The organism is Ruegeria atlantica (genome assembly GCF_001458195.1).
GTDB lineage: Bacteria > Pseudomonadota > Alphaproteobacteria > Rhodobacterales > Rhodobacteraceae > Ruegeria > Ruegeria atlantica.
Window position 1 is genome coordinate 569,038 of sequence record NZ_CYPU01000039.1, and the last position, 19,682, is coordinate 588,719.

At 56.8% G+C, this 19,682-nt stretch carries 19 protein-coding genes; 18 read left to right on the top strand and 1 reads right to left on the bottom strand.

The features are described 5' to 3' along the window. The first annotated feature begins 11 nt into the window (after nt 1-11). From acuI to RUA4292_RS12745, 14 genes are all read left to right on the top strand, one after another. On the top strand, nt 12-1,007 hold the full coding sequence (gene acuI / locus RUA4292_RS12685) for an acryloyl-CoA reductase (RefSeq protein WP_058277889.1): 996 nt from the start codon (nt 12-14) through the stop codon (nt 1,005-1,007). Nucleotides 1,008-1,192: 185 nt separating this feature from the next. Further along, the gene (gene frr / locus RUA4292_RS12690) at nt 1,193-1,756 is read left to right on the top strand and encodes a ribosome recycling factor (protein WP_058277890.1); all 564 of its coding nucleotides are present in this window, start codon (nt 1,193-1,195) and stop codon (nt 1,754-1,756) included. 9 nt (nt 1,757-1,765) lie between these two features. After that, nucleotides 1,766-2,497 carry an undecaprenyl pyrophosphate synthase gene (gene uppS, locus RUA4292_RS12695; RefSeq protein ID WP_058277891.1) on the top strand — a complete coding sequence of 244 codons (732 nt, stop codon included), beginning with the start codon at nt 1,766-1,768 and terminating at the stop codon, nt 2,495-2,497. Beyond that, the gene (locus tag RUA4292_RS12700; protein WP_058277892.1) at nt 2,494-3,276 is read left to right on the top strand and encodes a phosphatidate cytidylyltransferase; all 783 of its coding nucleotides are present in this window, start codon (nt 2,494-2,496) and stop codon (nt 3,274-3,276) included. Before uppS ends, RUA4292_RS12700 begins: the two co-directional genes overlap by 4 nt. Continuing rightward, nucleotides 3,276-4,448 carry a 1-deoxy-D-xylulose-5-phosphate reductoisomerase gene (gene dxr / locus RUA4292_RS12705; RefSeq protein ID WP_058277893.1) on the top strand — a complete coding sequence of 391 codons (1,173 nt, stop codon included), beginning with the start codon at nt 3,276-3,278 and terminating at the stop codon, nt 4,446-4,448. The genes RUA4292_RS12700 and dxr overlap by 1 nt, the downstream gene beginning before the upstream one ends. 4 nt (nt 4,449-4,452) lie before the next feature. Then, nucleotides 4,453-5,805, top strand: a complete 1,353-nt coding sequence (rseP, locus tag RUA4292_RS12710) for an RIP metalloprotease RseP (protein WP_058278190.1) — start codon at nt 4,453-4,455, stop codon at nt 5,803-5,805. 90 nt (nt 5,806-5,895) lie between these two features. Further along, a complete protein-coding gene (locus RUA4292_RS25465) occupies nt 5,896-6,024 on the top strand; it encodes a hypothetical protein (RefSeq protein WP_267885452.1) in 129 nt (42 codons plus the stop codon). Nucleotides 6,025-6,148: 124 nt separating this feature from the next. Then, nucleotides 6,149-8,509 (top strand): outer membrane protein assembly factor BamA, encoded by a 2,361-nt coding sequence (gene bamA, locus RUA4292_RS12715; protein ID WP_058277894.1) that lies wholly within the window; start codon nt 6,149-6,151, stop codon nt 8,507-8,509. 7 nt (nt 8,510-8,516) lie between these two features. Beyond that, entirely contained in the window at nt 8,517-9,101 is a 585-nt protein-coding gene (locus RUA4292_RS12720; protein WP_058277895.1) for an OmpH/Skp family outer membrane protein, read from the top strand. Between the two features lie 72 nt (nt 9,102-9,173). Next, nucleotides 9,174-9,647, top strand: coding sequence for a 3-hydroxyacyl-ACP dehydratase FabZ (gene fabZ, locus RUA4292_RS12725; protein ID WP_058277896.1), 474 nt, complete (start codon nt 9,174-9,176; stop codon nt 9,645-9,647). Beyond that, nucleotides 9,644-10,429, top strand: coding sequence for an acyl-ACP--UDP-N-acetylglucosamine O-acyltransferase (gene lpxA / locus RUA4292_RS12730; RefSeq protein ID WP_058277897.1), 786 nt, complete (start codon nt 9,644-9,646; stop codon nt 10,427-10,429). The genes fabZ and lpxA overlap by 4 nt, the downstream gene beginning before the upstream one ends. A gap of 3 nt (nt 10,430-10,432) precedes the next feature. Further along, on the top strand, nt 10,433-11,227 hold the full coding sequence (locus tag RUA4292_RS12735; RefSeq protein WP_058277898.1) for an LpxI family protein: 795 nt from the start codon (nt 10,433-10,435) through the stop codon (nt 11,225-11,227). Further along, on the top strand, nt 11,227-12,393 hold the full coding sequence (gene lpxB / locus RUA4292_RS12740) for a lipid-A-disaccharide synthase (RefSeq protein WP_058277899.1): 1,167 nt from the start codon (nt 11,227-11,229) through the stop codon (nt 12,391-12,393). Before RUA4292_RS12735 ends, lpxB begins: the two co-directional genes overlap by 1 nt. A 31-nt stretch (nt 12,394-12,424) precedes the next feature. Continuing rightward, a complete protein-coding gene (locus tag RUA4292_RS12745; RefSeq protein WP_158507026.1) occupies nt 12,425-12,961 on the top strand; it encodes a hypothetical protein in 537 nt (178 codons plus the stop codon). A gap of 10 nt (nt 12,962-12,971) precedes the next feature. Here the strand turns inward: RUA4292_RS12745 and mnmA are convergent, their stop codons facing one another. Next, complete coding sequence (gene mnmA / locus RUA4292_RS12750) at nt 12,972-14,117, bottom strand: tRNA 2-thiouridine(34) synthase MnmA (RefSeq protein WP_058277901.1); 1,146 nt, start codon at nt 14,115-14,117, stop codon at nt 12,972-12,974. 129 nt (nt 14,118-14,246) lie between these two features. Here mnmA and sciP point away from each other — a divergent pair, with 129 nt between their 5' ends. The 4 genes from sciP to recG all read left to right on the top strand — a co-directional run bounded on the left by sciP (nt 14,247) and on the right by recG (nt 19,677). Further along, entirely contained in the window at nt 14,247-14,540 is a 294-nt protein-coding gene (sciP, locus tag RUA4292_RS12755; protein ID WP_058278191.1) for a CtrA inhibitor SciP, read from the top strand. A gap of 82 nt (nt 14,541-14,622) precedes the next feature. Continuing rightward, nucleotides 14,623-15,339: a response regulator transcription factor CtrA gene (ctrA, locus tag RUA4292_RS12760; RefSeq protein ID WP_058277902.1), complete on the top strand. Its 717-nt coding sequence runs from the start codon at nt 14,623-14,625 to the stop codon at nt 15,337-15,339. Nucleotides 15,340-15,463: 124 nt separating this feature from the next. Then, nucleotides 15,464-17,590, top strand: a complete 2,127-nt coding sequence (ligA, locus tag RUA4292_RS12765) for an NAD-dependent DNA ligase LigA (RefSeq protein ID WP_058277903.1) — start codon at nt 15,464-15,466, stop codon at nt 17,588-17,590. Beyond that, a complete protein-coding gene (gene recG, locus RUA4292_RS12770) occupies nt 17,587-19,677 on the top strand; it encodes an ATP-dependent DNA helicase RecG (RefSeq protein WP_058277904.1) in 2,091 nt (696 codons plus the stop codon). Before ligA ends, recG begins: the two co-directional genes overlap by 4 nt. The last annotated feature ends 5 nt before the right edge of the window (nt 19,678-19,682 follow it).

Sequence of the window (19,682 nt, forward strand, 5' to 3'; positions counted from 1 at the left end):
GGAAAGTTGAAATGTTCAATGCGTTGGTAATGGATAAGGACGAAGACAGCGGACTGGCAAGCGCTTCGGTCAAACAGCTTTCCGTTGGGGATCTGCCCCATGGCGAAGTGACAATCGCTGTTGAGTATTCAACCGTGAACTACAAGGACGGCCTTTGTATGTCGCCGAAGGGCGGCGGGCTGGTGCGCAGCTATCCGCACGTGCCCGGCGTTGATTACAGCGGTACGGTCGAGGCGTCCTCGGACGATCGTTATAAGCCGGGCGACAAGATCGTTCTTACTGGCTGGCGCGTAGGCGAAGCGCATTGGGGCGGGTATTCCCAGAAAGCCAACGCTCTGGCTGACTGGTTGGTTCCCTTGCCCGAAGGTTTGGACACACGTCAGGCAATGGCTGTGGGCACGGCCGGTTTCACAGCGATGTTGGCGGTTATGGCGCTTGAGGATCAAGGCATGCAGCCGGGACATGGTCCAGTGCTTGTTACCGGGGCCGCTGGTGGTGTTGGTTCGGTTGCGACCGCCATTCTGGCCAATTTGGGCTATGAGGTGGCTGCCGTGACAGGCCGGCCAGAGGCGGGTGAATATCTAAAATCACTCGGCGCCACCACGATTGTCCCACGCGAGGATCTCAATGAAACCGTGAAACGCCCGTTGGAAAGCGAGTCCTGGGCCGGGTGCATTGACGCGGTGGGGGGCGAAATGTTGGCCCGTGTGCTGGGTCAGATGAAATATGGTGCCTCAGTCGCAGCCGTTGGTCTGGCCGGAGGGGCAGGGCTGCCCGCAAGCGTCATTCCGTTCCTGTTGCGCGGTGTCAACCTGTTGGGCATCGACAGTGTGATGCAGCCCTATGACAACCGGGTTCGCGCATGGCAACGCGTCGCAACCGACCTGCCAATGGACAAGCTGGAGGCAATGGTTCATCCCGCGACGCTGAGCGATCTGCCTCAATTGGGTGTGGATATCCTAAAGGGTCAGGTCAAAGGCCGTGTTGTTGTCGATGTAAATGCCTGATTCCTATGCACTTGGTCGAACCGGCTGACATCGGTGTTGGCCGGTTCAGTTGCCATTGAAAGAACCCGAAAATGCCAGAAACACCTCTGGTCATTGGCTCAATTCCGGATCATCATTGCTATACATCCCAATTGCGATGGACTATGAGCCATGCAAACATCACCTGAAGACGGGGAGTGAGCAGCATGTCTGACGATTTTGAACTAGACACCGACGATCTGAAGCGCCGTATGGATGGCGCCATGGGCAACCTTAGAACCGAATTCGCTTCACTACGAACAGGCCGTGCGTCGGCGTCGATGCTGGAACCAGTTATGGTTGATGCCTATGGGTCGATGACCCCAATCAATCAGGTCGGTACCGTAAACGTCCCCGAACCGCGTATGGTGACGGTGAATGTTTGGGACAAAGGCCTGGTGGGCAAGGTTGAAAAAGCGATCCGTGAAAGCGGTCTGGGCATCAACCCCCAGCTGAACGGCACCATCATCATGCTGCCGATCCCCGAATTGAACGAAGAACGCCGCCGCGAGCTGGGCAAGGTTGCCGGGCAATATGCCGAGAACGCCCGCGTTTCGATCCGTAACGTCCGTCGCGACGGCATGGATCAGATCAAGAAAGCCAAGGCTGACGGCATGTCAGAAGACGATCAGAAGTTCTGGGAAAGTGAAGTTCAGGACCTGACCGACCAGATGATCAAGAACGTAGATGCCGCGCTTGAAACCAAGCAGGCCGAGATCATGCAGGTCTGAGCCCGCATCATGCCTGACACTACTCAACCTTCATCCGCCACAGGACCGCGCCATGTCGCTATCATCATGGATGGCAACGGTCGTTGGGCACAGGCGCGCAACCGGCCTAGGCTGTTTGGCCACCAGGCCGGCGCCCGGCGGGTTCGGGAAGTGGTTGAGGCCTGTCCGGAATTGGGCATCAAGTATCTGACCGTCTTTGCCTTCTCGACCGAGAACTGGAAACGGACCCAGGTCGAAGTAGCCGGGCTGATGAGCCTGTTTCGACGGTACATCATCAAAGAAGCGCGCAACTTGACCAAAGCTGGTGTGCGCGTACGCTTTATCGGCGATCGGGTTCGACTGGATTCCAAACTGACGGAACTGATGGATACTTTGGAGGTTGCAACCCAGCAAAACGATCTGGTGCATCTGACCATAGCGTTGAATTACGGCGGGCGGGATGAGGTTGCCCGGGCGACCAAACGGTTGGCGCGTGACGTCGCCGAAGGCCGCTTGCGCCCCGAAGATGTGGACGAGGAAACCCTGCCCAAGTATCTGGATACACATGTTCTTCCCGATCCGGATTTGGTGATCCGGACCAGTGGCGAAGCCCGTATATCCAACTTTCTTTTATGGCAATCGGCCTATTCGGAATACGAATTTATCGACACGCTCTGGCCCGACTTCACCTCGGCCGAACTGGAACGGCTGTGCCGGAACTTTGGAAGCCGTGACCGGCGGTTCGGAGCGGTTCCGGCATGAGCGAGGGCCGATGGTCTGACCTAACCGCCCGTGTTCTGTCTGCTGCGGTGCTTGTGTGCATCGGCTCGGTCGAAGTGTGGCTGGGCGGCCTGTGGTTCGAAGCCTTTATCGCAATCGCCTGCGGATTGATGACTTGGGAACTGGTGCGGATGATCGATCCGGACCGCATTGGTGTGGCGATCCAGTTGGGCATCCTCACCGGTATTGCTGTCGTTTTTAGCTATCATCTTCCGCCGCTTTATACGCTGCCATTCCTGCTTGCGCCGGCCTTGGTCGGGGCAGGACAGATCAGTCGATCCAAGGGGATCTACGCGCTTTTCGCTTTCTGGATTGCTGCATCGGGTCTGGGCTTCATCTCAATCCGCGAGAACATGGGGTTCGGCTGGATGGTCTGGCTTATCTCGGTGGTCGTGGCAACGGATGTTGCAGGATACTTTGTTGGCAAAACCTTTGGCGGCCCTAAGTTCTGGCCCAAGGTCAGCCCAAAGAAAACATGGTCGGGCACCGCAGGCGGGTGGGCAGCAGCAGCTGTGGTTGGCACGATCTTTGCCGTTCATGCCGGCTTTGGCGTCATGTTTGTGGTAATTTCGGTGCTTGCGTCGATGGCCAGTCAGGCCGGGGACATTGTCGAAAGCGCAACAAAGCGCAAATTTGCGGTCAAGGACAGCTCGAACCTGATACCAGGTCATGGCGGGTTTCTGGATCGCTTTGACGGCATGATGGGCGCGGCCCTGTTCGTTTTGATAGCCGGGATTCTCTATTCCCCCGGAGCGATGTGATGCGCAAAATCTCAATCTTCGGCGCGACCGGATCAATTGGGCAAAACACGATTGATCTGATTGATCGCGACCCCGCGTCCTATGACGTCGTCGCTCTGACGGGCGGGGCGAATATCGAAAAGCTGGCGGAAGATGCCCGGCGTTTGAACGCCGATGTGGCAGTTACGGCCTATGAAGACCGGTTGGATGATCTGCGCACGGCCCTTGCGGGCTCGGGCGTCAAAGTGGCAGCTGGTCAAAATGCGCTGACGGAAGCTGCGGCCCGGCCTGCCGATTGGGTTATGTCGGCCATTGTGGGCGCCGCCGGTCTGGAACCGGGCCTTGAAGTGCTCAGGCAGGGCGGCACGTTGGCGTTGGCCAATAAGGAAACGCTTGTCTGCGCCGGTGCGTTGGTTCTTGAAACGGCCAAAGCGAACAATGCGCGGCTTTTGCCGGTTGACAGCGAACATTCAGCCGTATTTCAGGCGCTTGTCGGCGAGGAAATGGCCGCGGTCGAGCGTATCATCATCACAGCAAGTGGCGGCGCGTTCCGCGATTGGCCACTGAGCAGGCTAGCGCATGCAACAGTCGAGCAAGCCTCGAGCCATCCGAACTGGGATATGGGGCAGCGGATCACAATCGACAGCGCGTCAATGTTTAACAAAGCGCTGGAGCTGATTGAAACCAAAGAATTCTTCGGCGTGTCTCCGGATCAGATCGAAGTGCTGGTGCACCCGGAATCCATCGTTCATGCCTTAGTCGGGTTCCAGGACGGCGCTGTCATGGCCCATATGGGCGCCCCGGATATGCGCCATGCCATCGGGTACGCTCTCCACTGGCCCGACCGGAAGGGTTTGCCGGTCGAACGGTTGGACCTTGGCAAACTTGGGCAGCTGAGGTTCAGTGAACCCGATGAGGCGCGGTATCCCGCGCTGCGCTTGGCGCGCGCCGTGATGGAACGCGGCGGCCTGTCAGGTGCTGTGTTCAACGCCGCCAAAGAACGGGCGTTGGATCGCTTCGTCGCGCGCGAAATAGGTTTCCTTCAGATGGCCGACATAGTCGAGGCCGTTCTGGACAGATTCGAGGCCGCAGGTGGCCTTATTGATGCCCCTTTAACTCTTGATAACGTGCTGCAAACGGACCATTTGGCACGTACATGGGTAGATGACATCGTCATCCAACGAGCAGGATAAAATTTTGGACGTACTTTCTCTGATCCCTCAGTTTGGCAATTTGCTGTACACGATCATTGCCTTTGTCATCGCACTTTCGGTGATCGTCGCGGTGCACGAGTACGGCCATTACATCGTTGGACGCTGGTCCGGTATCCATGCCGAGGTGTTCTCGGTCGGGTTTGGCCCGGTTCTCTGGAGCCGCATCGACAAACGCGGCACGCGATGGCAGATCGCCGCACTGCCTTTTGGTGGGTATGTCAAATTCCTGGGCGATGCGAATGCGGCGTCGGGCAAAGACGAAACCGCGATGGAGGAAATTACCGAGCAGAGCCCGGAGGATTTGCGCCGCACTATGCATGGGGCACCTCTTTGGGCCCGGTCGGCCACAGTTGCCGCAGGTCCGGTTTTCAATTTCATCATGTCGATCCTGGTGTTTGGTCTGATTTTCCTGACCCAGGGTGTGACTAAGGACCCACTGACGGTCGGGACCTTGCACCCTTTACCCGGCACCGTTCAGCAATTGCAGGACGGTGACGAAATCGTCGCTATTGGCGGTGTCGCGGTGCCCGATTTTGACGAGGCGGGCGCGTGGACTGACTTTGTTGACGCGTTGCCGGTGGAACCGGTTCTGCATTATACGGTCATCCGCGATGGTCAGACCATGGATGTGACCGGTCCCTGGCTGTTTCCGCCCCTGATTCAGCAGGTTACGCCTCGTAGTGCAGCCATGGATATCGACCTTAAGCGTGGTGATGTCATCACGTCGGTCAATGGGGACCCGATCTTTGCATTTGATCAGTTGAAAGAGCATGTCGAAGGGTCCGACGGGAAAGTTCTGTTGATGAATGTCTGGCGCGATGGGGCAGATCTTGAGTTTGCACTTGCCCCGCGCCGTACGGACGAACCGCAGTCAGAAGGCGGCTTTGTTACACATTGGCGCATCGGTATCGTTGGCGGGATGATGCTGGAACCCGCGACCGAGGCGGCCGGAGTTCTTGAATCCATTTCGGGCGGCGCACGTCAAACCCTGCTTGTCATAGACGGCTCACTGTCAGGTATCTGGCACATGATTACCGGTGCCATCAGCACCTGCAACATGACCGGCCCGATTGGTATTGCCGAAACTTCGGGGGCGATGGCCAGCCAGGGTGCGCAAAGCTTCATCTTCTTTATTGCTGTGCTGTCTACAGCAGTCGGTTTGCTGAATCTGTTTCCGATCCCTGCCTTGGACGGTGGTCATCTGGTGTTTTATGCCTATGAAGCTGTAACTGGCAAACCGCCAAGCGATGGCGCGCTGAAGATTTTGATGGGGGTAGGGGTATCCTTGATCCTCGGCTTGATGATCTTCGCCCTGACCAACGATCTGTTTTGCTGATTGTGGCCTTGCGCGCCAACAAAAGCCGCAATTTCGCCTCAATCCGCAGATAATTTTATCGCGTCTCAATTTTATGTGGCAGATGCTCAAATGACTAACGCACTTCGAAAATCGTATCAAAGCTTTAGCTTCCTGTTCATGTTGAACTGGGACTTTTTGCTGTTTTTCGGTGCGACTGCATTCGCCATTGGCGGTTGGACCTTCTTGGTCAACATGTGATTCTCACTATTAATTGAACACGATTAACAGCGGCCCATTGGGCCGCTTTGTGTTTTCGTCTTTTGACAAGGAAACCTAATCTCGCTACTCAACAATAAAGTCCTAAAATTCGGGTAGAAAAAAAATGACTGATAGGCGAGGCGCAGGCACATCATGCGGGGGGCAAAAGCCAGCAAACAATATTTTGTGGCAGACGCTACGTATTTTTTCTTTTGTTTTTGTGGCAAGCTTTACCTTCCTGCCAGAGGTTGCGCGCGCGCAAAGCTACACGATCAATTCGTTCGATGTTGAGGGTAACAGGCGGATCGAAAGTTCGACAATCATTGCCCGGACTGGAATTCAGCCCGGCCAGACAGTGACCGCCGGACAGTTGAACGATGCGTTTCAGCGTTTGCTTGACAGTGGTGTTTTTGAGACAGTTGAACTGACGCCGCGTGGAAGCACTCTGGTGATTGAGGTCGAAGAGTATCCGACGATCAACCAGATCAGCATCGAAGGCAATCGTCGCGTAAAAGACGATGTTCTGCTTGATGCCATCAATTCTCAGCCCCGCCGGGTTTTCACACCACAGCTTGCTGAAGCCGACGCGGATCAAATTGCTGAAATCTATTCCGCGCAGGGCCGCGTTTCCGCGACTGTTATCCCGCGCATCATTCGCCGCAGCGACAACCGTGTCGATCTTGTCTTTGAAATTGCCGAAGGCACCACGATCGAGGTTGAGCGTGTCAGCTTTGTTGGTAACCGGGCATACTCAGACCGCCGCTTGCGCCGGATACTGGAGACAAAGCAGGCCAACATTCTGCGTACATTCCTGCGCGGCGATACGTTTATCGCGGACCGGATCGAGTTTGATAAACAAGTCATTCGCGACTTCTATCTGTCGCGTGGATACGTGGATTTCCGCGTGAACAGCGCAAATGTCGAATTCACCCGCGAACGTGACGCTTTCTTCCTGGTGATGAATATCACCGAGGGGCAGAAGTTCTCGTTTGGCAAGATTTCGACCGTCAGTGAAATTCCGGGCGTTGATCCTGCCGCATATCAAGCGGCATTGAAAATCCGCCCGGGCGTGACCTATTCCCCTTCTCTGATCGAAAGCTCGATCGCTCGCCAGGAACGGTTGGGTTTGAAACAGGGTGTTGATTTCCTGCGGGTCGAACCGCGGGTCACGCGTAACCCACGTGATCTGACGCTGGACGTTCAGTTTGTTCTGACCAGAGGTCCGCGGATCTTTGTTGAACGTATCGACATCGAAGGCAACACAACGACATTGGACCGCGTGATCCGTCGCCAGTTCGATACGGTCGAAGGTGATCCGTTCAATCCGCGCGAAATCCGCCAGAGTGCTGAACGTATCCGTGCCCTTGGGTTCTTTGCCGTGGCAGATGTTGAGCCGCGCGAAGGGTCCACGCCCAGCCAGGTGATTGTGGATGTGGACGTCGAAGAACAGCCCACCGGCTCGCTGAGCCTCGGTGGTAGTTACTCAATTTCCGACGGTTTCGGGATTGCAATTGGCCTGAATGAATCCAACTTCCTGGGTCGTGGTCAAAACCTTGGCTTGACCCTTTCGACGGCGCAGGATTCCGAGCAATACATCCTTAACTTTACCGAACCATATTTGCTGGGTCGCCGGTTGCAGTTCGATCTGGGTCTTGGCCTTGCATCGACGAATTCGAGCTTTGCAAGCTACGATACCAAGCGCGTCTTCTTCGAGCCGCAGCTGAGCTATGCAATCAGTGAGTTGTCTTCGCTCCGTCTCCGCTATGGCTGGAACCGCAGCGAGATGACGCAGCAAGATGATGAAGTTAACGGTGCTGTTATCGCTTCGGAAATAGAGCAGGGCAAGCGGACATCCAGCACGCTGGGCGTATCCTACCTCTATGATAGTCGACGCGGTGGTCTGAACCCGAATGCGGGCGTTTTGTTTGAGGTTGGCGTTGATGCGGCCGGTCTAGGCGGCGACAACGAGTTCTACAAGACCACAGCGCGCGGCATCGCGCAGACACGTGTCCTGAACGAGGAAGTTGTTCTAAGGGCCTCGATGGAATTAGGTGCACTGCATTGGCAGGGCGACGACTTCAGCCGTGTGATCGACCGCTTCTTGATTGGTCCGAATACGTTCCGTGGCTTTGAACCTGCGGGTCTGGGTCCGCGTGACCTGTCGAACGCTCAGGACGATGCGATCGGTGGAAACTACTACTGGGTTGCCCGGTTTGAATCAGACTTCCCGCTTGGACTGCCCGAAGAACTGGGTCTGCGCGGCGGTGTGTTCTACGATGTTGGTAACGTCTACAATATCAACAACGTGAACACTGCTGGTGCCGACATCGTGGGCGCGGACGGGTCTATCCGCCACGTGATCGGTGTGTCCGTTCTGTGGGAAACGCCTTTCGGCCCCCTGCGGTTCAACTTCTCGAAAGCTTTGAAGAAAGAGGACTTCGACAAGGAACAGAACTTTGACCTGACCGTTCAGGCACGGTTCTGATCGCCAGATGTTGAACTTGATAAAATTAATTACACAGGGCCCATTTCGGGCCCTGTGCGTTTTTCTGGCGCTGGCCTGCATGTCGACCGCTCAGGCGCAGCAATTAGGCGTTCCTCAGGCGAATGTTCTGACCCTATCCAGTGACCGGTTATTTTCCGAGTCGCAATTCGGTCGGCGCGTCATGCGCGAGATCGAAAGTGAAGGCGCATTGCTGGCCGACGAGAATGAACGAATTGTCGCTGAACTGAGCAAGGAAGAAAAAGACCTGACCGAAAAGCGCGCAGAACTGCCAACCGAAGAGTTTCGACCGTTGGCCGAGGCGTTCGAAAACAAGGTTCAGACACATCGCGAAAGTCAGCGTGCTAAACTGGACGCCCTTGCGCGCCGAAGCGAAGAAGCGCGGCAGACCTTTCTGGTTCTTGTGCAGCCGATCCTTATCGAGTTGTTGCGCGAATCCGGGGCGTCGGTCGTTATCGAACGTTCCAATGTCTTTCTCAGCTCGGACCGAACCGATGTGACGGACACTGCGATTGCGCGGATCAATGAACAGATTGGCGATGGCAGCCAACTTGAAGACGAAAGCAAAGAATAGGTTCGCTTGCCCTTAAGGCGCGGTGTTGCTAACCACGCGTCAAAGAGAAATCCAGAACGGGACGACTGCACTATGACCACGGAAACCAAAAGCGCAGACATTCAGCTGATCCAGCGGATATTGCCTCACCGCTACCCGTTTCTGCTGGTCGACAAGGTCGTCGAAATCTCGGGTTTTCAATCGGCCGTTGGCATCAAGAACGTCACCATGAACGAGCCGCATTTTCAGGGCCATTTCCCGGGAACCCCGATCATGCCGGGCGTGACCATTGTCGAGGCGATGGCACAGACCGCGGGTGTTATGCTGGGTGTGGGTATGGACGTGATCGACAGCGAGCTGTTGATCTATTTTATGAACATCGACAAATGCAAATTCCGTCGCAAAGTGATCCCGGGTGACGTGCTTGAGATGCATGTCGAAACGGTTCGCGGTAAAAAGGGTGGCAAGATCTTCAAATTCAGTGGCCGTGCCACGGTCGAAGGAGAGGTCGCGGCCGAGGCTGAGTTTTCGGCCTATGTCGATTGGGACATGGAAAAGACCACATGAGCGGCATCCATCCAAGCGCAATCATCGAAGAAGGCGCGCAGATTGGTGAAGGCTGCGTCGTAGGTCCGTTTTGCTATGTGGGTCCTCAGGTCAAGCTTGCGGATCGGGTCGAGCTGAAATCGCATGTTGTGGTGACCGGCGATACCTCGGTTGGTGAAGAGACCGTGATCTTCAACTTTTCGGTCATTGGAGAGATCCCACAGGATTTGAAGTTCGGTGGTGAGAATACGCGCCTTGAGATCGGCAAACGCAATCGGATTCGCGAACATGTCACGGTGAATACCGGGACCGATGGTGGCGGCGGCGTTACGCGGATTGGGGATGATTGTCTGCTGATGGCGGGCGTGCATGTGGCCCACGATGTCCAGATTGGCAATCGGGTGATCATGGTGAACCATGCCGGCGCAGCGGGTCATTGCATCATTGAGGATGACGTGATTGTCGGTGGTATCTCTGGATTGCATCAGTGGGTCCGCGTCGGGCGTGGCGCGATCATCGGCGCGTTGACCATGGTTCCAAATGACGTGATCCCATATGGCCTGGTTCAGGCGCCGCGTGGCGAACTTGATGGTCTAAATCTCGTCGGCCTCAAACGGCGCGGTGTCTCACGTGAGGATATTGCCGCTTTGCGGGCGGCCTTCCGCGAATTGTCGACTGGCGATGGTACGTTCATGGAGCGCGCGCACCGGGTCGGCACGGATAACGAAAGTGAATACGTTCAGCGGATCGTCGATTTCGTGACCGGACATTCGGATCGGTCTTTCCTTACACCGGGGAAATAAACAATGCTGGCGCTGATTGCGGGAACAGGCGTTTTGCCGGGTGAAGTGGTCGCGCAGTTGCCCGACCGCCCGGTGGTCTGTGCGATGGAGGGCTTCCGCCCGGATACTCTGACCCCGGATGTCGAGTTTCCATTGGAACAGGTCGGAACCTTTATCGCCGACATCAAGGCGCGGGGTGTGACCCAAATTTGCATGGCAGGTGCCGTAGGCCGCCCGCCCATTGATCCCGCCAGGATCGACGCAGCAACAATGCCTTTGGTCCCAATCCTGCAACAAGCCATCATGTCCGGCGATGATGCGGCGCTGCGCGCGGTCATCGGCATTTTTGAGGATGCAGGTCTGGAGGTTAAGGCAGCCCACGAAATCGCGCCGAACCTTCTTCCAAAACTCGGGTGTCTGACGCAGGCGCAACCGTCTGAGGCCGATCTGACGGATGCGGACCGTGCATCGGGTATCGTCCGGGCGATGGGTGCTGCGGATGTTGGGCAGGCCTGTGTGGTTTCAAAACGGCAGGCGCTGGCGATTGAAGGTATCTTCGGCACGGCATGGATGTTGCAGTCTCTGACTCAGCGCCCCGATGCGGGCGGCGGCATTTTGTTCAAAGCCCCGAAACCAGATCAGGACGTTCGTGCAGATCTGCCTGCGATCGGGCCTGATACTGTGTCTGGCGCAGTTGCGGCGGGGCTGTCGGGAATTGTGATCGAAAAGGGCGGCGTCCTTGTGCTTGAGAAAGACCGCGTGATTGCGGAATGTGATAGGCTGGGCCTGTTTTTGTATGTCCGCGAGCGGACGAACTGATGCGGGTTTTCGTCGTCGCCGGTGAACCTTCGGGGGACCGGCTTGGCGGGGCTTTGATGGAAGGCCTGCGCGCGCTGGTACCCGGAGTTGAATTTCAGGGTGTTGGCGGCCCGCTGATGCAGGCACAAGGGTTGGACAGCCTTTTTTCCATGTCCGAATTGTCGGTTATGGGACTTGTCGAGGTTCTCCCCAAGTTTTTTCACCTCAAACGTCGGATTTCCGAGACAGCGCAGGCTGTTCTGGATAGCAATCCAGACGTTCTGATCACCATCGACAGTCCTGATTTCTCATTGCGGGTTGCCAAGCTGGTCAAAGCGCAAAGTACTATTCGCACAGTTCACTATGTTGCCCCCAGTGTCTGGGCCTGGCGTCCCGGGCGTGCGGACAAGATGGCCAAGGTCATCGATCATGTACTGGCGCTGTTGCCATTCGAGCCGCCCTATATGCAGCGCGCGGGGATGGAATGTGACTTTGTCGGACACCCTGTCGTCAGCGAACCAGTGGCGACCGAACAAGACATTCAGGCCTTTCGCGAGGCGTACGGCCTAGGCCAATCGCCCATCGTTCTGGCCTTGCCCGGTTCGCGGCGGGGTGAGGTGGATCGTCTGGCTCCGGTCTTTGGTCAGGCGTTAATCGAGTTTCTGAAACAGCGCCCCGACACGCGCGTGGTCGTACCAGCCGTGGCCCATATGTTTGATGCGGTAACTGAGCATGTTCAGGACTGGCCAGGGTCGCCAGTCGTAGTTGATCCGCGGGACTTGCCCTCGGACCAGGCTCAGGCGCAGAAAAGGGCGGCTTTTGCTGCGGCCGACCTTGCGTTGGCGGCGTCTGGGACAGTTTCATTGGAACTGGCGGCACAGGCCACGCCAATGGTGATAGCCTACAATCTGAACTGGCTGACGACGCTGATCGCAAAGCGCATGGTGAATCTGGACACGGCGACCCTTGTCAATCTGGTGTCTGAAACACGCGCGGTTCCCGAATGCCTGCTGGATGATTGCGAACCGAACAAGGTTGCCACGGCATTGTCGGACGTGGCCACCAGTCCGGATGCGCAGCGCAGCGCTATGGACGTGACCATGGATCGTCTGGGCCGGGGTGGTGAGGCACCGGGTCTGCGGGCCGCCCGAGCGGTTTTGAACAGGCTGCCCAATCGCCATGATTGAACACATCCTGTTCGCATTTTCCGCTGCGATCGTGACCACATCAACTAACCTGGACAATCTGGTCATCCTGTTTGGCCTAATCATGGTGATGGAAACGCGCCGTGCCGTCTTTGGCTTTGCGGCGGCGCAAATGATAATTCTGAGCCTGTCGCTTGTGATTGCCAGCGGCTTGGATCACAGCCGGTTTCTGAATTGGGTCGGTTATCTTGGGGTTATCCCGTTGTCTCTGGGCCTTTATGGCATCTGGCAACAACGGAAAGGCTCGGGCGGGCGTCAACTGCCCGATACTGGGGCTATCACCTCAGTCGTCGCGCTGTTTTTGACGCTATCGATTGACACGCTTGCGGCTATGACTCCGCTGTTCGCGGATTCGACTTCCGCGTTTCGGTTGACGGCCATGATCGGGGCCGGGTGCGCACTGGCAACGCTGATCGGGATTGCAAGTTGGGGCGCACCACGCGCTCAGGTTTTAGGTCCGCGTTTTGCCGGGTTGGACAGGATCGCACCTTACATCATGGTAGCAGTCGGACTGTATATTCTGGTGAACAGCCCGACCGACGTCTTGTGATCCGGACGCCTCAGTAACCGCGCCAGATCCAGCCGCCGCCGTATATGCGGCTGCTTTCATTGGAATAGAACACGCAGGCCTGACCGGGCGAAATGCCTTCCTCAGGTGTCAGCAATTCGACTTCGGCAGTCGTTTCAGACAGAGGTCGGACAATCGCCTCGCGCGGCGGGCGGGTCGACCGCACCTTGACCGACAAATGCCATTCGTCGCGCGACGTAAAAGGCTCATCCCCTAGCCAGTTGATCTCGCGCACCGGAACGGTCCGGGTCGCCAGCAGTTCTTTCGGGCCAACGACAACCCGCTTTTTGTCTACGTCCAGCTTCACCACATACAAAGGCTCGCTCAGCCCGCCGATACCCAGTCCGCGGCGCTGACCGATGGTGTAGTGGATGACGCCATTATGCTGTGCCAGCACCCGACCGTCGGAATGAACGATCTCACCCGGTTCCGCCGCACCGGGGCGCAACTTTTCGATCACGCTGGCATAGTTGCCATCGGGCACAAAGCAGATGTCCTGACTGTCGGGCTTGTCCGCTACCGACAGCCCGTATTGCGCGGCCATCTCTCGGGTCGCGTCCTTCGAGGGCAGGTGGCCCAGAGGAAAACGTAGAAAGTCCAACTGCTCGGGCGTAGTGGAAAACAGGAAATAGGATTGATCCCGGTTCGCGTCCTCGGCGCTGTGCAGTTCCGGCCCGTTCGCGCCCATCTTGCGCTGGATATAATGGCCAGTGGCCATACAGTCGGCTTCAAGGTCCTTGGCAGTTTCCAGGAGGTCCTTGAACTTCACGCGCTCGTTGCACCGGATACATGGGACCGGAGTCGCTCCGGCCAGATAGCTGTCGGCGAATTCGTCGATCACAGCATCTTTGAAGATGTTCTCGTAATCCAGAACGTAATGCGGTAAGCCGCGCTCCTCGGCCACACGCCGCGCGTCATGGATATCAATCCCTGCGCAACAGGCGCCTTTCTTGGCCAAGGCCGCGCCGTGGTCATACAACTGCAGCGTCACGCCAACCACGTCATAGCCCTGATCGGCCAGATAAGCGGCAACAACTGAGCTGTCGACGCCGCCGGACATGGCAACAACCACCCGCGTCTCTGACGGGGGTTTGGCAAAGCCAAGCGAGTTCAGCGGTGTCTCGGTATCGAGGGCCATGACGATTCCAGTGCGGGTTAAGAAAGACCGGCAGAATATAGGAAAATTCTACACACTCTCAAGGGGCGGTTTCACGCGACATTAAGTAGGCTGTTGTCAGCTTTGTCGCAGCTGAAAAAGGGTCAAGAGATGTATTTGCACAAAGTCGAAGGGCCAAGGTCCGTAACCCTGCCGGATGGAACGGTTTTATCGCGAAACGATCTGCCACCTGCAGAGACGACCAGATGGGTCGCTTCGCGCAAGGTCATTGTGGTGCGCGGCGTTCTATACGGGCTGATTTCGTTGTCGGACGCCAAAAAACGCTATGGGCTAAGCGATGAAGAGTTCAATTCTTGGGTTTCTGCGGTCGCTGAACACGGTGCGGATGCTCTGAAAGTGACGGCATTAAAAAAATTTCGACAACCTAAAGATGAAAGTGAGTAAATGATGCAACGGTAACGTCAGTTTAACCTTTTTTGAGCATTCTCAATTTGAATTGTTAAAATGACCCAAATTGGAGCAGTAAATGCGTATACTTCTTGTCGAGGATGATCCAACCACGTCGAAAAGCATTGAGCTAATGCTGACGTACGCCAACCTCAACGTCTATGCGACGGATCTGGGCGAGGAAGGCATCGATCTGGCAAAACTGTACGATTATGACCTGATCCTTCTGGACCTGAACCTGCCGGACATGAACGGTCACGAAGTATTGCGTAAGCTGCGCATTGCGCGGGTCGAAACACCCATCTTGATCCTATCGGGCGCTGATGACACCGAAAGCAAAATCAAGGGCTTTGGCTTCGGTGCTGACGATTACATGACCAAACCCTTTCACCGAGAGGAGCTGGTTGCCCGCATTCACGCAATCATTCGCCGGTCAAAAGGGCATTCCCAGTCCGTCATTCATACGGGCCGGGTCGCGGTGAACCTGAATGCCAAAACCGTTGAGGTTGGAGGCAAGGCCGTTCATTTGACCGGCAAGGAATACCAAATGCTTGAACTGCTAAGCCTCCGCAAAGGCACGACGCTGACCAAAGAGATGTTTTTGAACCATCTCTACGGCGGCATGGACGAGCCCGAGCTGAAAATTATCGACGTTTTCATCTGTAAACTGCGCAAAAAGCTCAGCAATGCGACCGGTGGCGAGAGCTATATCGAAACCGTCTGGGGCAGGGGTTACGTGCTGCGCGATCCCCAAAGCAACAGTCTGGACGAACGTCGGATCACCGTTGGTGCCTGACTTCAAATGAAATCTGGTCGCCGTAGATTCAGTGCGACCCCCTCACTGATGGAACAGCACATCTGGACCTAGCCATGGCCTCGCCCTATCACTGGGTTCAAAGACTATGTGACAGGGCGAGGCCATGAGCGATTCAATTGCGGTAACAGAGCTGACGGAAGATCAAGCGCGTGCCGAGCTGGCGCGGCTTGCGGAATTGATTGCGCGGGCCAACACGCTGTATCACGCCGAGGACGCCCCAGAGATCTCGGACTCCGACTACGATGCGCTAAAGAGGCGAAACGCGGACATCGAGGCGCGTTTCCCTAAGTTGAAACGGCCCGACAGCCCCACAGATCAAGTGGGCGCACGACCGGCGGAGGGATTTTCAAAACTCGTACACGCTGTCAGAATGATGTCCCTGGGCAATGCGTTCAACGATGAGGACGTTTCGGATTTTGACAGGTCAATCCGCAAATATCTGGGATTGAGCGACTCCGCCGAGCTGGGTTTTACTGCTGAACCCAAGATTGACGGTCTGTCCCTGTCCCTAAGATATGAACAGGGGAAGCTCGTGCAGGCGGCGACCCGAGGCGATGGCGAGATTGGTGAAAACGTGACTGCGAACGCGCGGACGATTGCGGACATTCCGCACAGCGTCAAAAACGCTCCGGAGGTTCTGGAGGTGCGCGGTGAAGTCTACATGTCACACGAAGACTTCGACAAGCTGAACGCGCGACAGACAGAGCTGGGCGAAAAGGTATTTTCAAATCCACGAAACGCTGCTGCAGGGTCGTTGAGGCAGCTTGACGCGAAAATCACACGCTCCCGTCCGCTTCGGTTTTTTGCATATGCCTGGGGTGAGTTGTCAGCCCCCTTGGCCGATACCCAATTGGGTGCCATTGAACGGTTGGCGGAATTCGGTTTCTCAACCAACCCACTGACAGCGTTGTGCGAAACGACAGATCAGATGATCAAGCACTACCGTAGCATCGAAGCGCAACGCGCAACGCTTGGCTATGACATCGACGGAGTTGTCTACAAGGTGAACGACTTGGCGCTACAAGCCCGGCTGGGGTTCAGATCCACGACCCCCAGATGGGCTATCGCGCATAAGTTTCCCGCCGAACTGGCATGGACAAGGCTAGAGGCCATCGACATTCAGGTGGGTCGAACGGGTGCGCTCAGCCCGGTTGCCCGGCTGCACCCGGTAACTGTTGGCGGCGTCGTCGTGTCCAATGCCACGCTGCATAACGAGGACTATGTCGCTGGTCGCGACGCAAAGGGCGGTACGATCCGGGATGGGAAAGATATTAGGGTCGGCGACTGGGTCCAGGTCTATCGCGCGGGCGACGTGATCCCAAAAGTGGCGGATGTCGACATTTCGAAACGTCCAGATGACGCGCAACCTTATGATTTTCCCACAACCTGTCCGGAATGCGGCAGTGATGCGGTTCGGGAAGAAGGCGATGCCGTTAGACGCTGCACCGGTGGGATTATTTGCCCGGCGCAGGCTGTTGAAAAATTGAAACATTTCGTATCTCGGAAAGCGTTCGATATCGAAGGGCTGGGCGCCAAGCAGATTGAAATGTTCTACGATGACCCGGACTTGCCAATCAAAACCCCGGTGGACATCTTTACACTGCAGAACAGAGATGCGGCCAATCTAAACAAGCTCGCCAACCGTAAGGGTTGGGGCGCGCAAAGTGCCGGGAACCTTTGGGCTGCAATTGATGAAAAACGCCAAATCCCATTCGGACGCCTTCTTTTTGCATTGGGCATTCGACATGTCGGAGAGGCCGCATCGAATCTGATCGCGAACCACTATGGCTCCTGGCCAGAATTTGAACGCGCCGTCACCGCAGCCGCTGATTTCGAAGGTCCTGAGTGGGACGAGCTTTTGGGTATTGATGGCGTAGGTGACGTCATGGCGCGCGCGTTGGTTTCTGCATTTGCTCAGGACGCAGAACGCGCCAGCATCGACGCTTTGGTCGCGCAATTGGACGTGCAGGACGCCAAACGACCCGACACATCGGGCAGTCCGGTGGCTGGCAAGACGGTTGTCTTTACAGGGTCACTTGAAAAGATGACCCGCGCCGAAGCCAAAGCCCGGGCCGAGGCACTGGGGGCCAAGGTCTCTGGTTCGGTCAGCAAGAAGACCGATTTGCTGGTTGCAGGCCCGGGTGCGGGCTCCAAGGCCGAGAAGGCAGCGGAACTTGGTATCGAGACGCTGGACGAAGATGAATGGCTGCACCTGATCGGCACCGCATGAGCGGCCGCCCTGAAATCCTGTTTCCCCTTTTCGCGGGGCTCGAGACTCTGGAGGGCGTTGGCCCCAAGACTGCGCAGACAATGGTGCAGGCGGGGATCGAGTCGCCGCGTGATGTGCTGTTCGGCTTGCCCTACGCTGTCGTGGATCGCAGGCGGCGCGATACAATCCAGGGGGCTGATCTGCCAACGACATTGACGGTTGAGGTCACGGTCGGTACCCACCGACCGTCGCGAAGTAAAGGCGGGGCCTACCGCGTTCACGTCGAAGACACGCAGACCGAGTTTCAGTTGGTCTTTTTCCACGCGCGTGGCGACTATTTGAAAAAAGTTCTACCGCCAGGCAGCCGTCGTGTGATCTCTGGCAAGCTCGAACTGTTCGACGGCATGGCGCAGATGGTCCATCCAGATCACATGCTGCCCGTGGAAAGCGCGGATGACATTCCTGAGTTCGAGCCAGTTTATCACCTGACACAGGGCATCACACAAAAAACGGCGTACAAGGCGGCACGTAGCGCATTGACCCGCGCGCCACAGCTGGCTGAGTGGATTGACCCTGCGCAAGTGTCAAAACAGGGCTGGGCGGATTGGGCAACGGCTGTATCCGCGGCGCATAACCCACAGGGGGCGGATGACGTGGCCGCGCATGCGCCAGCCCGGGAACGCCTTGCCTATGACGAACTGTTTGCCCATCAGGTGACGCTGGCTCTGGCGCGACAACGCGAGCGAAAGGCCCGGGGCATCGTGAGCGTCGGCACTGGTGCTCTGCAAGCTAAAGTTCTTGCTAATCTGCCTTACAAACCCACCGGGGCCCAGGCGCGGGCGATCAAGGAAATAACCGCCGACATGGGCTCGGACGCACGGATGAACCGATTGCTGCAAGGCGATGTGGGCGCAGGGAAAACCTTGGTCGCCTTCATGGCACTTCTGGTCGCGGTCGAGGCTGGTGGACAGGGTGTCATGATGGCGCCGACCGAGATTCTGGCCAGGCAGCATTTGGAAGGCCTACGCCCGCTTGCTGAAGAGGCCGGAGTCGTTCTGGAAATCCTGACTGGGCGGGACAAGGGCGCCGAACGGCGTGCAAAGTTGGCCGCCCTAAAACAGGGCGATATTCACATCCTTGTCGGCACCCACGCGGTGTTTCAAAGCGATGTGGAGTTCCACGCCCTGCGACTTGCCATCGTGGACGAACAGCACCGGTTTGGGGTCCGCCAAAGGATGGAGCTGTCCGAAAAAGGGCAGGGCGCGGATGTTCTGGTGATGACCGCGACACCGATTCCGCGCAGCCTGGCTTTGGCGCAATATGGGGACATGGACGTCTCTGTTCTGGATGAAAAACCACCGGGGCGGAAACCGATCAAAACGGCGATTATCAGCACCGAGCGTATGGATGACGTCGTGGCGCATTTGCGTCGGGCTATCGATGAAGGACGTCAGTGCTATTGGGTCTGTCCGCTGGTCGATGAATCCGAAGTCTCGGACCTGACGGCAGCGGAGGAGAGGTTCAAACGGCTGCGTGCCATACTGGGCGAAGGTATTGTCGGCCTGGTCCATGGCCAGATGCCCGCGTCCGACAAGGATGCCGCAATGGCCGCGTTTCAAGAGGGCCGAACAAAAGTACTTGTTGCCACGACTGTAATCGAGGTTGGCGTGAATGTTCCGAACGCCTCGATCATGGTGATCGAACGGGCTGAAATTTTCGGGTTGGCTCAACTACACCAGCTACGCGGCCGCGTTGGACGGGGTGAGGCGGACTCGACCTGCTTGTTGATGTATCAACCCCCGCTCAGTGAAGGTGGGCGCAAACGGCTGGAAGTACTGCGTGAGACCGAAGACGGGTTCCGGATATCAGAGACTGACCTGCAGATGCGCGGCGCAGGTGACCTGATCGGTACGGCCCAATCCGGGTTGCCGAAATTCCGGATTGCGGACCTGGAACGCCAGGCCGGATTGATGGCCGTAGCACAGACGGACGCACGCAATCTGCTTAGCAAAGACCCGCCCCTGGCCACGGAACGTGGGCAGGCGGTGCGTGTTCTACTTTGGCTTATGAAACAGGATCAGGCAATCCGTTTAATTTCAGTGGGTTAGCAATT

Excerpts from the sequence above, each read along its gene's own strand:
- RUA4292_RS12700 (WP_058277892.1), top strand. The coding sequence starts at position 2,494 with ATGAGCGAGGGCCGATGGTCTGACCTAACCGCCCGTGTTCTGTCTGCT.
- uppS (WP_058277891.1), top strand. The coding sequence starts at position 1,766 with ATGCCTGACACTACTCAACCTTCATCCGCCACAGGACCGCGCCATGTC.
- acuI (WP_058277889.1), top strand. The coding sequence starts at position 12 with ATGTTCAATGCGTTGGTAATGGATAAGGACGAAGACAGCGGACTGGCA.
- dxr (WP_058277893.1), top strand. The coding sequence starts at position 3,276 with ATGCGCAAAATCTCAATCTTCGGCGCGACCGGATCAATTGGGCAAAAC.
- mnmA (WP_058277901.1), bottom strand. The coding sequence starts at position 14,117 with ATGGCCCTCGATACCGAGACACCGCTGAACTCGCTTGGCTTTGCCAAA.
- fabZ (WP_058277896.1), top strand. The coding sequence starts at position 9,174 with ATGACCACGGAAACCAAAAGCGCAGACATTCAGCTGATCCAGCGGATA.
- lpxB (WP_058277899.1), top strand. The coding sequence starts at position 11,227 with ATGCGGGTTTTCGTCGTCGCCGGTGAACCTTCGGGGGACCGGCTTGGC.
- sciP (WP_058278191.1), top strand. The coding sequence starts at position 14,247 with ATGTATTTGCACAAAGTCGAAGGGCCAAGGTCCGTAACCCTGCCGGAT.
- ligA (WP_058277903.1), top strand. The coding sequence starts at position 15,464 with ATGAGCGATTCAATTGCGGTAACAGAGCTGACGGAAGATCAAGCGCGT.
- RUA4292_RS12720 (WP_058277895.1), top strand. The coding sequence starts at position 8,517 with ATGTTGAACTTGATAAAATTAATTACACAGGGCCCATTTCGGGCCCTG.
- bamA (WP_058277894.1), top strand. The coding sequence starts at position 6,149 with ATGACTGATAGGCGAGGCGCAGGCACATCATGCGGGGGGCAAAAGCCA.
- RUA4292_RS12735 (WP_058277898.1), top strand. The coding sequence starts at position 10,433 with ATGCTGGCGCTGATTGCGGGAACAGGCGTTTTGCCGGGTGAAGTGGTC.
- RUA4292_RS25465 (WP_267885452.1), top strand. The coding sequence starts at position 5,896 with ATGACTAACGCACTTCGAAAATCGTATCAAAGCTTTAGCTTCCTGTTC.
- ctrA (WP_058277902.1), top strand. The coding sequence starts at position 14,623 with ATGCGTATACTTCTTGTCGAGGATGATCCAACCACGTCGAAAAGCATT.
- frr (WP_058277890.1), top strand. The coding sequence starts at position 1,193 with ATGTCTGACGATTTTGAACTAGACACCGACGATCTGAAGCGCCGTATG.
- lpxA (WP_058277897.1), top strand. The coding sequence starts at position 9,644 with ATGAGCGGCATCCATCCAAGCGCAATCATCGAAGAAGGCGCGCAGATT.
- recG (WP_058277904.1), top strand. The coding sequence starts at position 17,587 with ATGAGCGGCCGCCCTGAAATCCTGTTTCCCCTTTTCGCGGGGCTCGAG.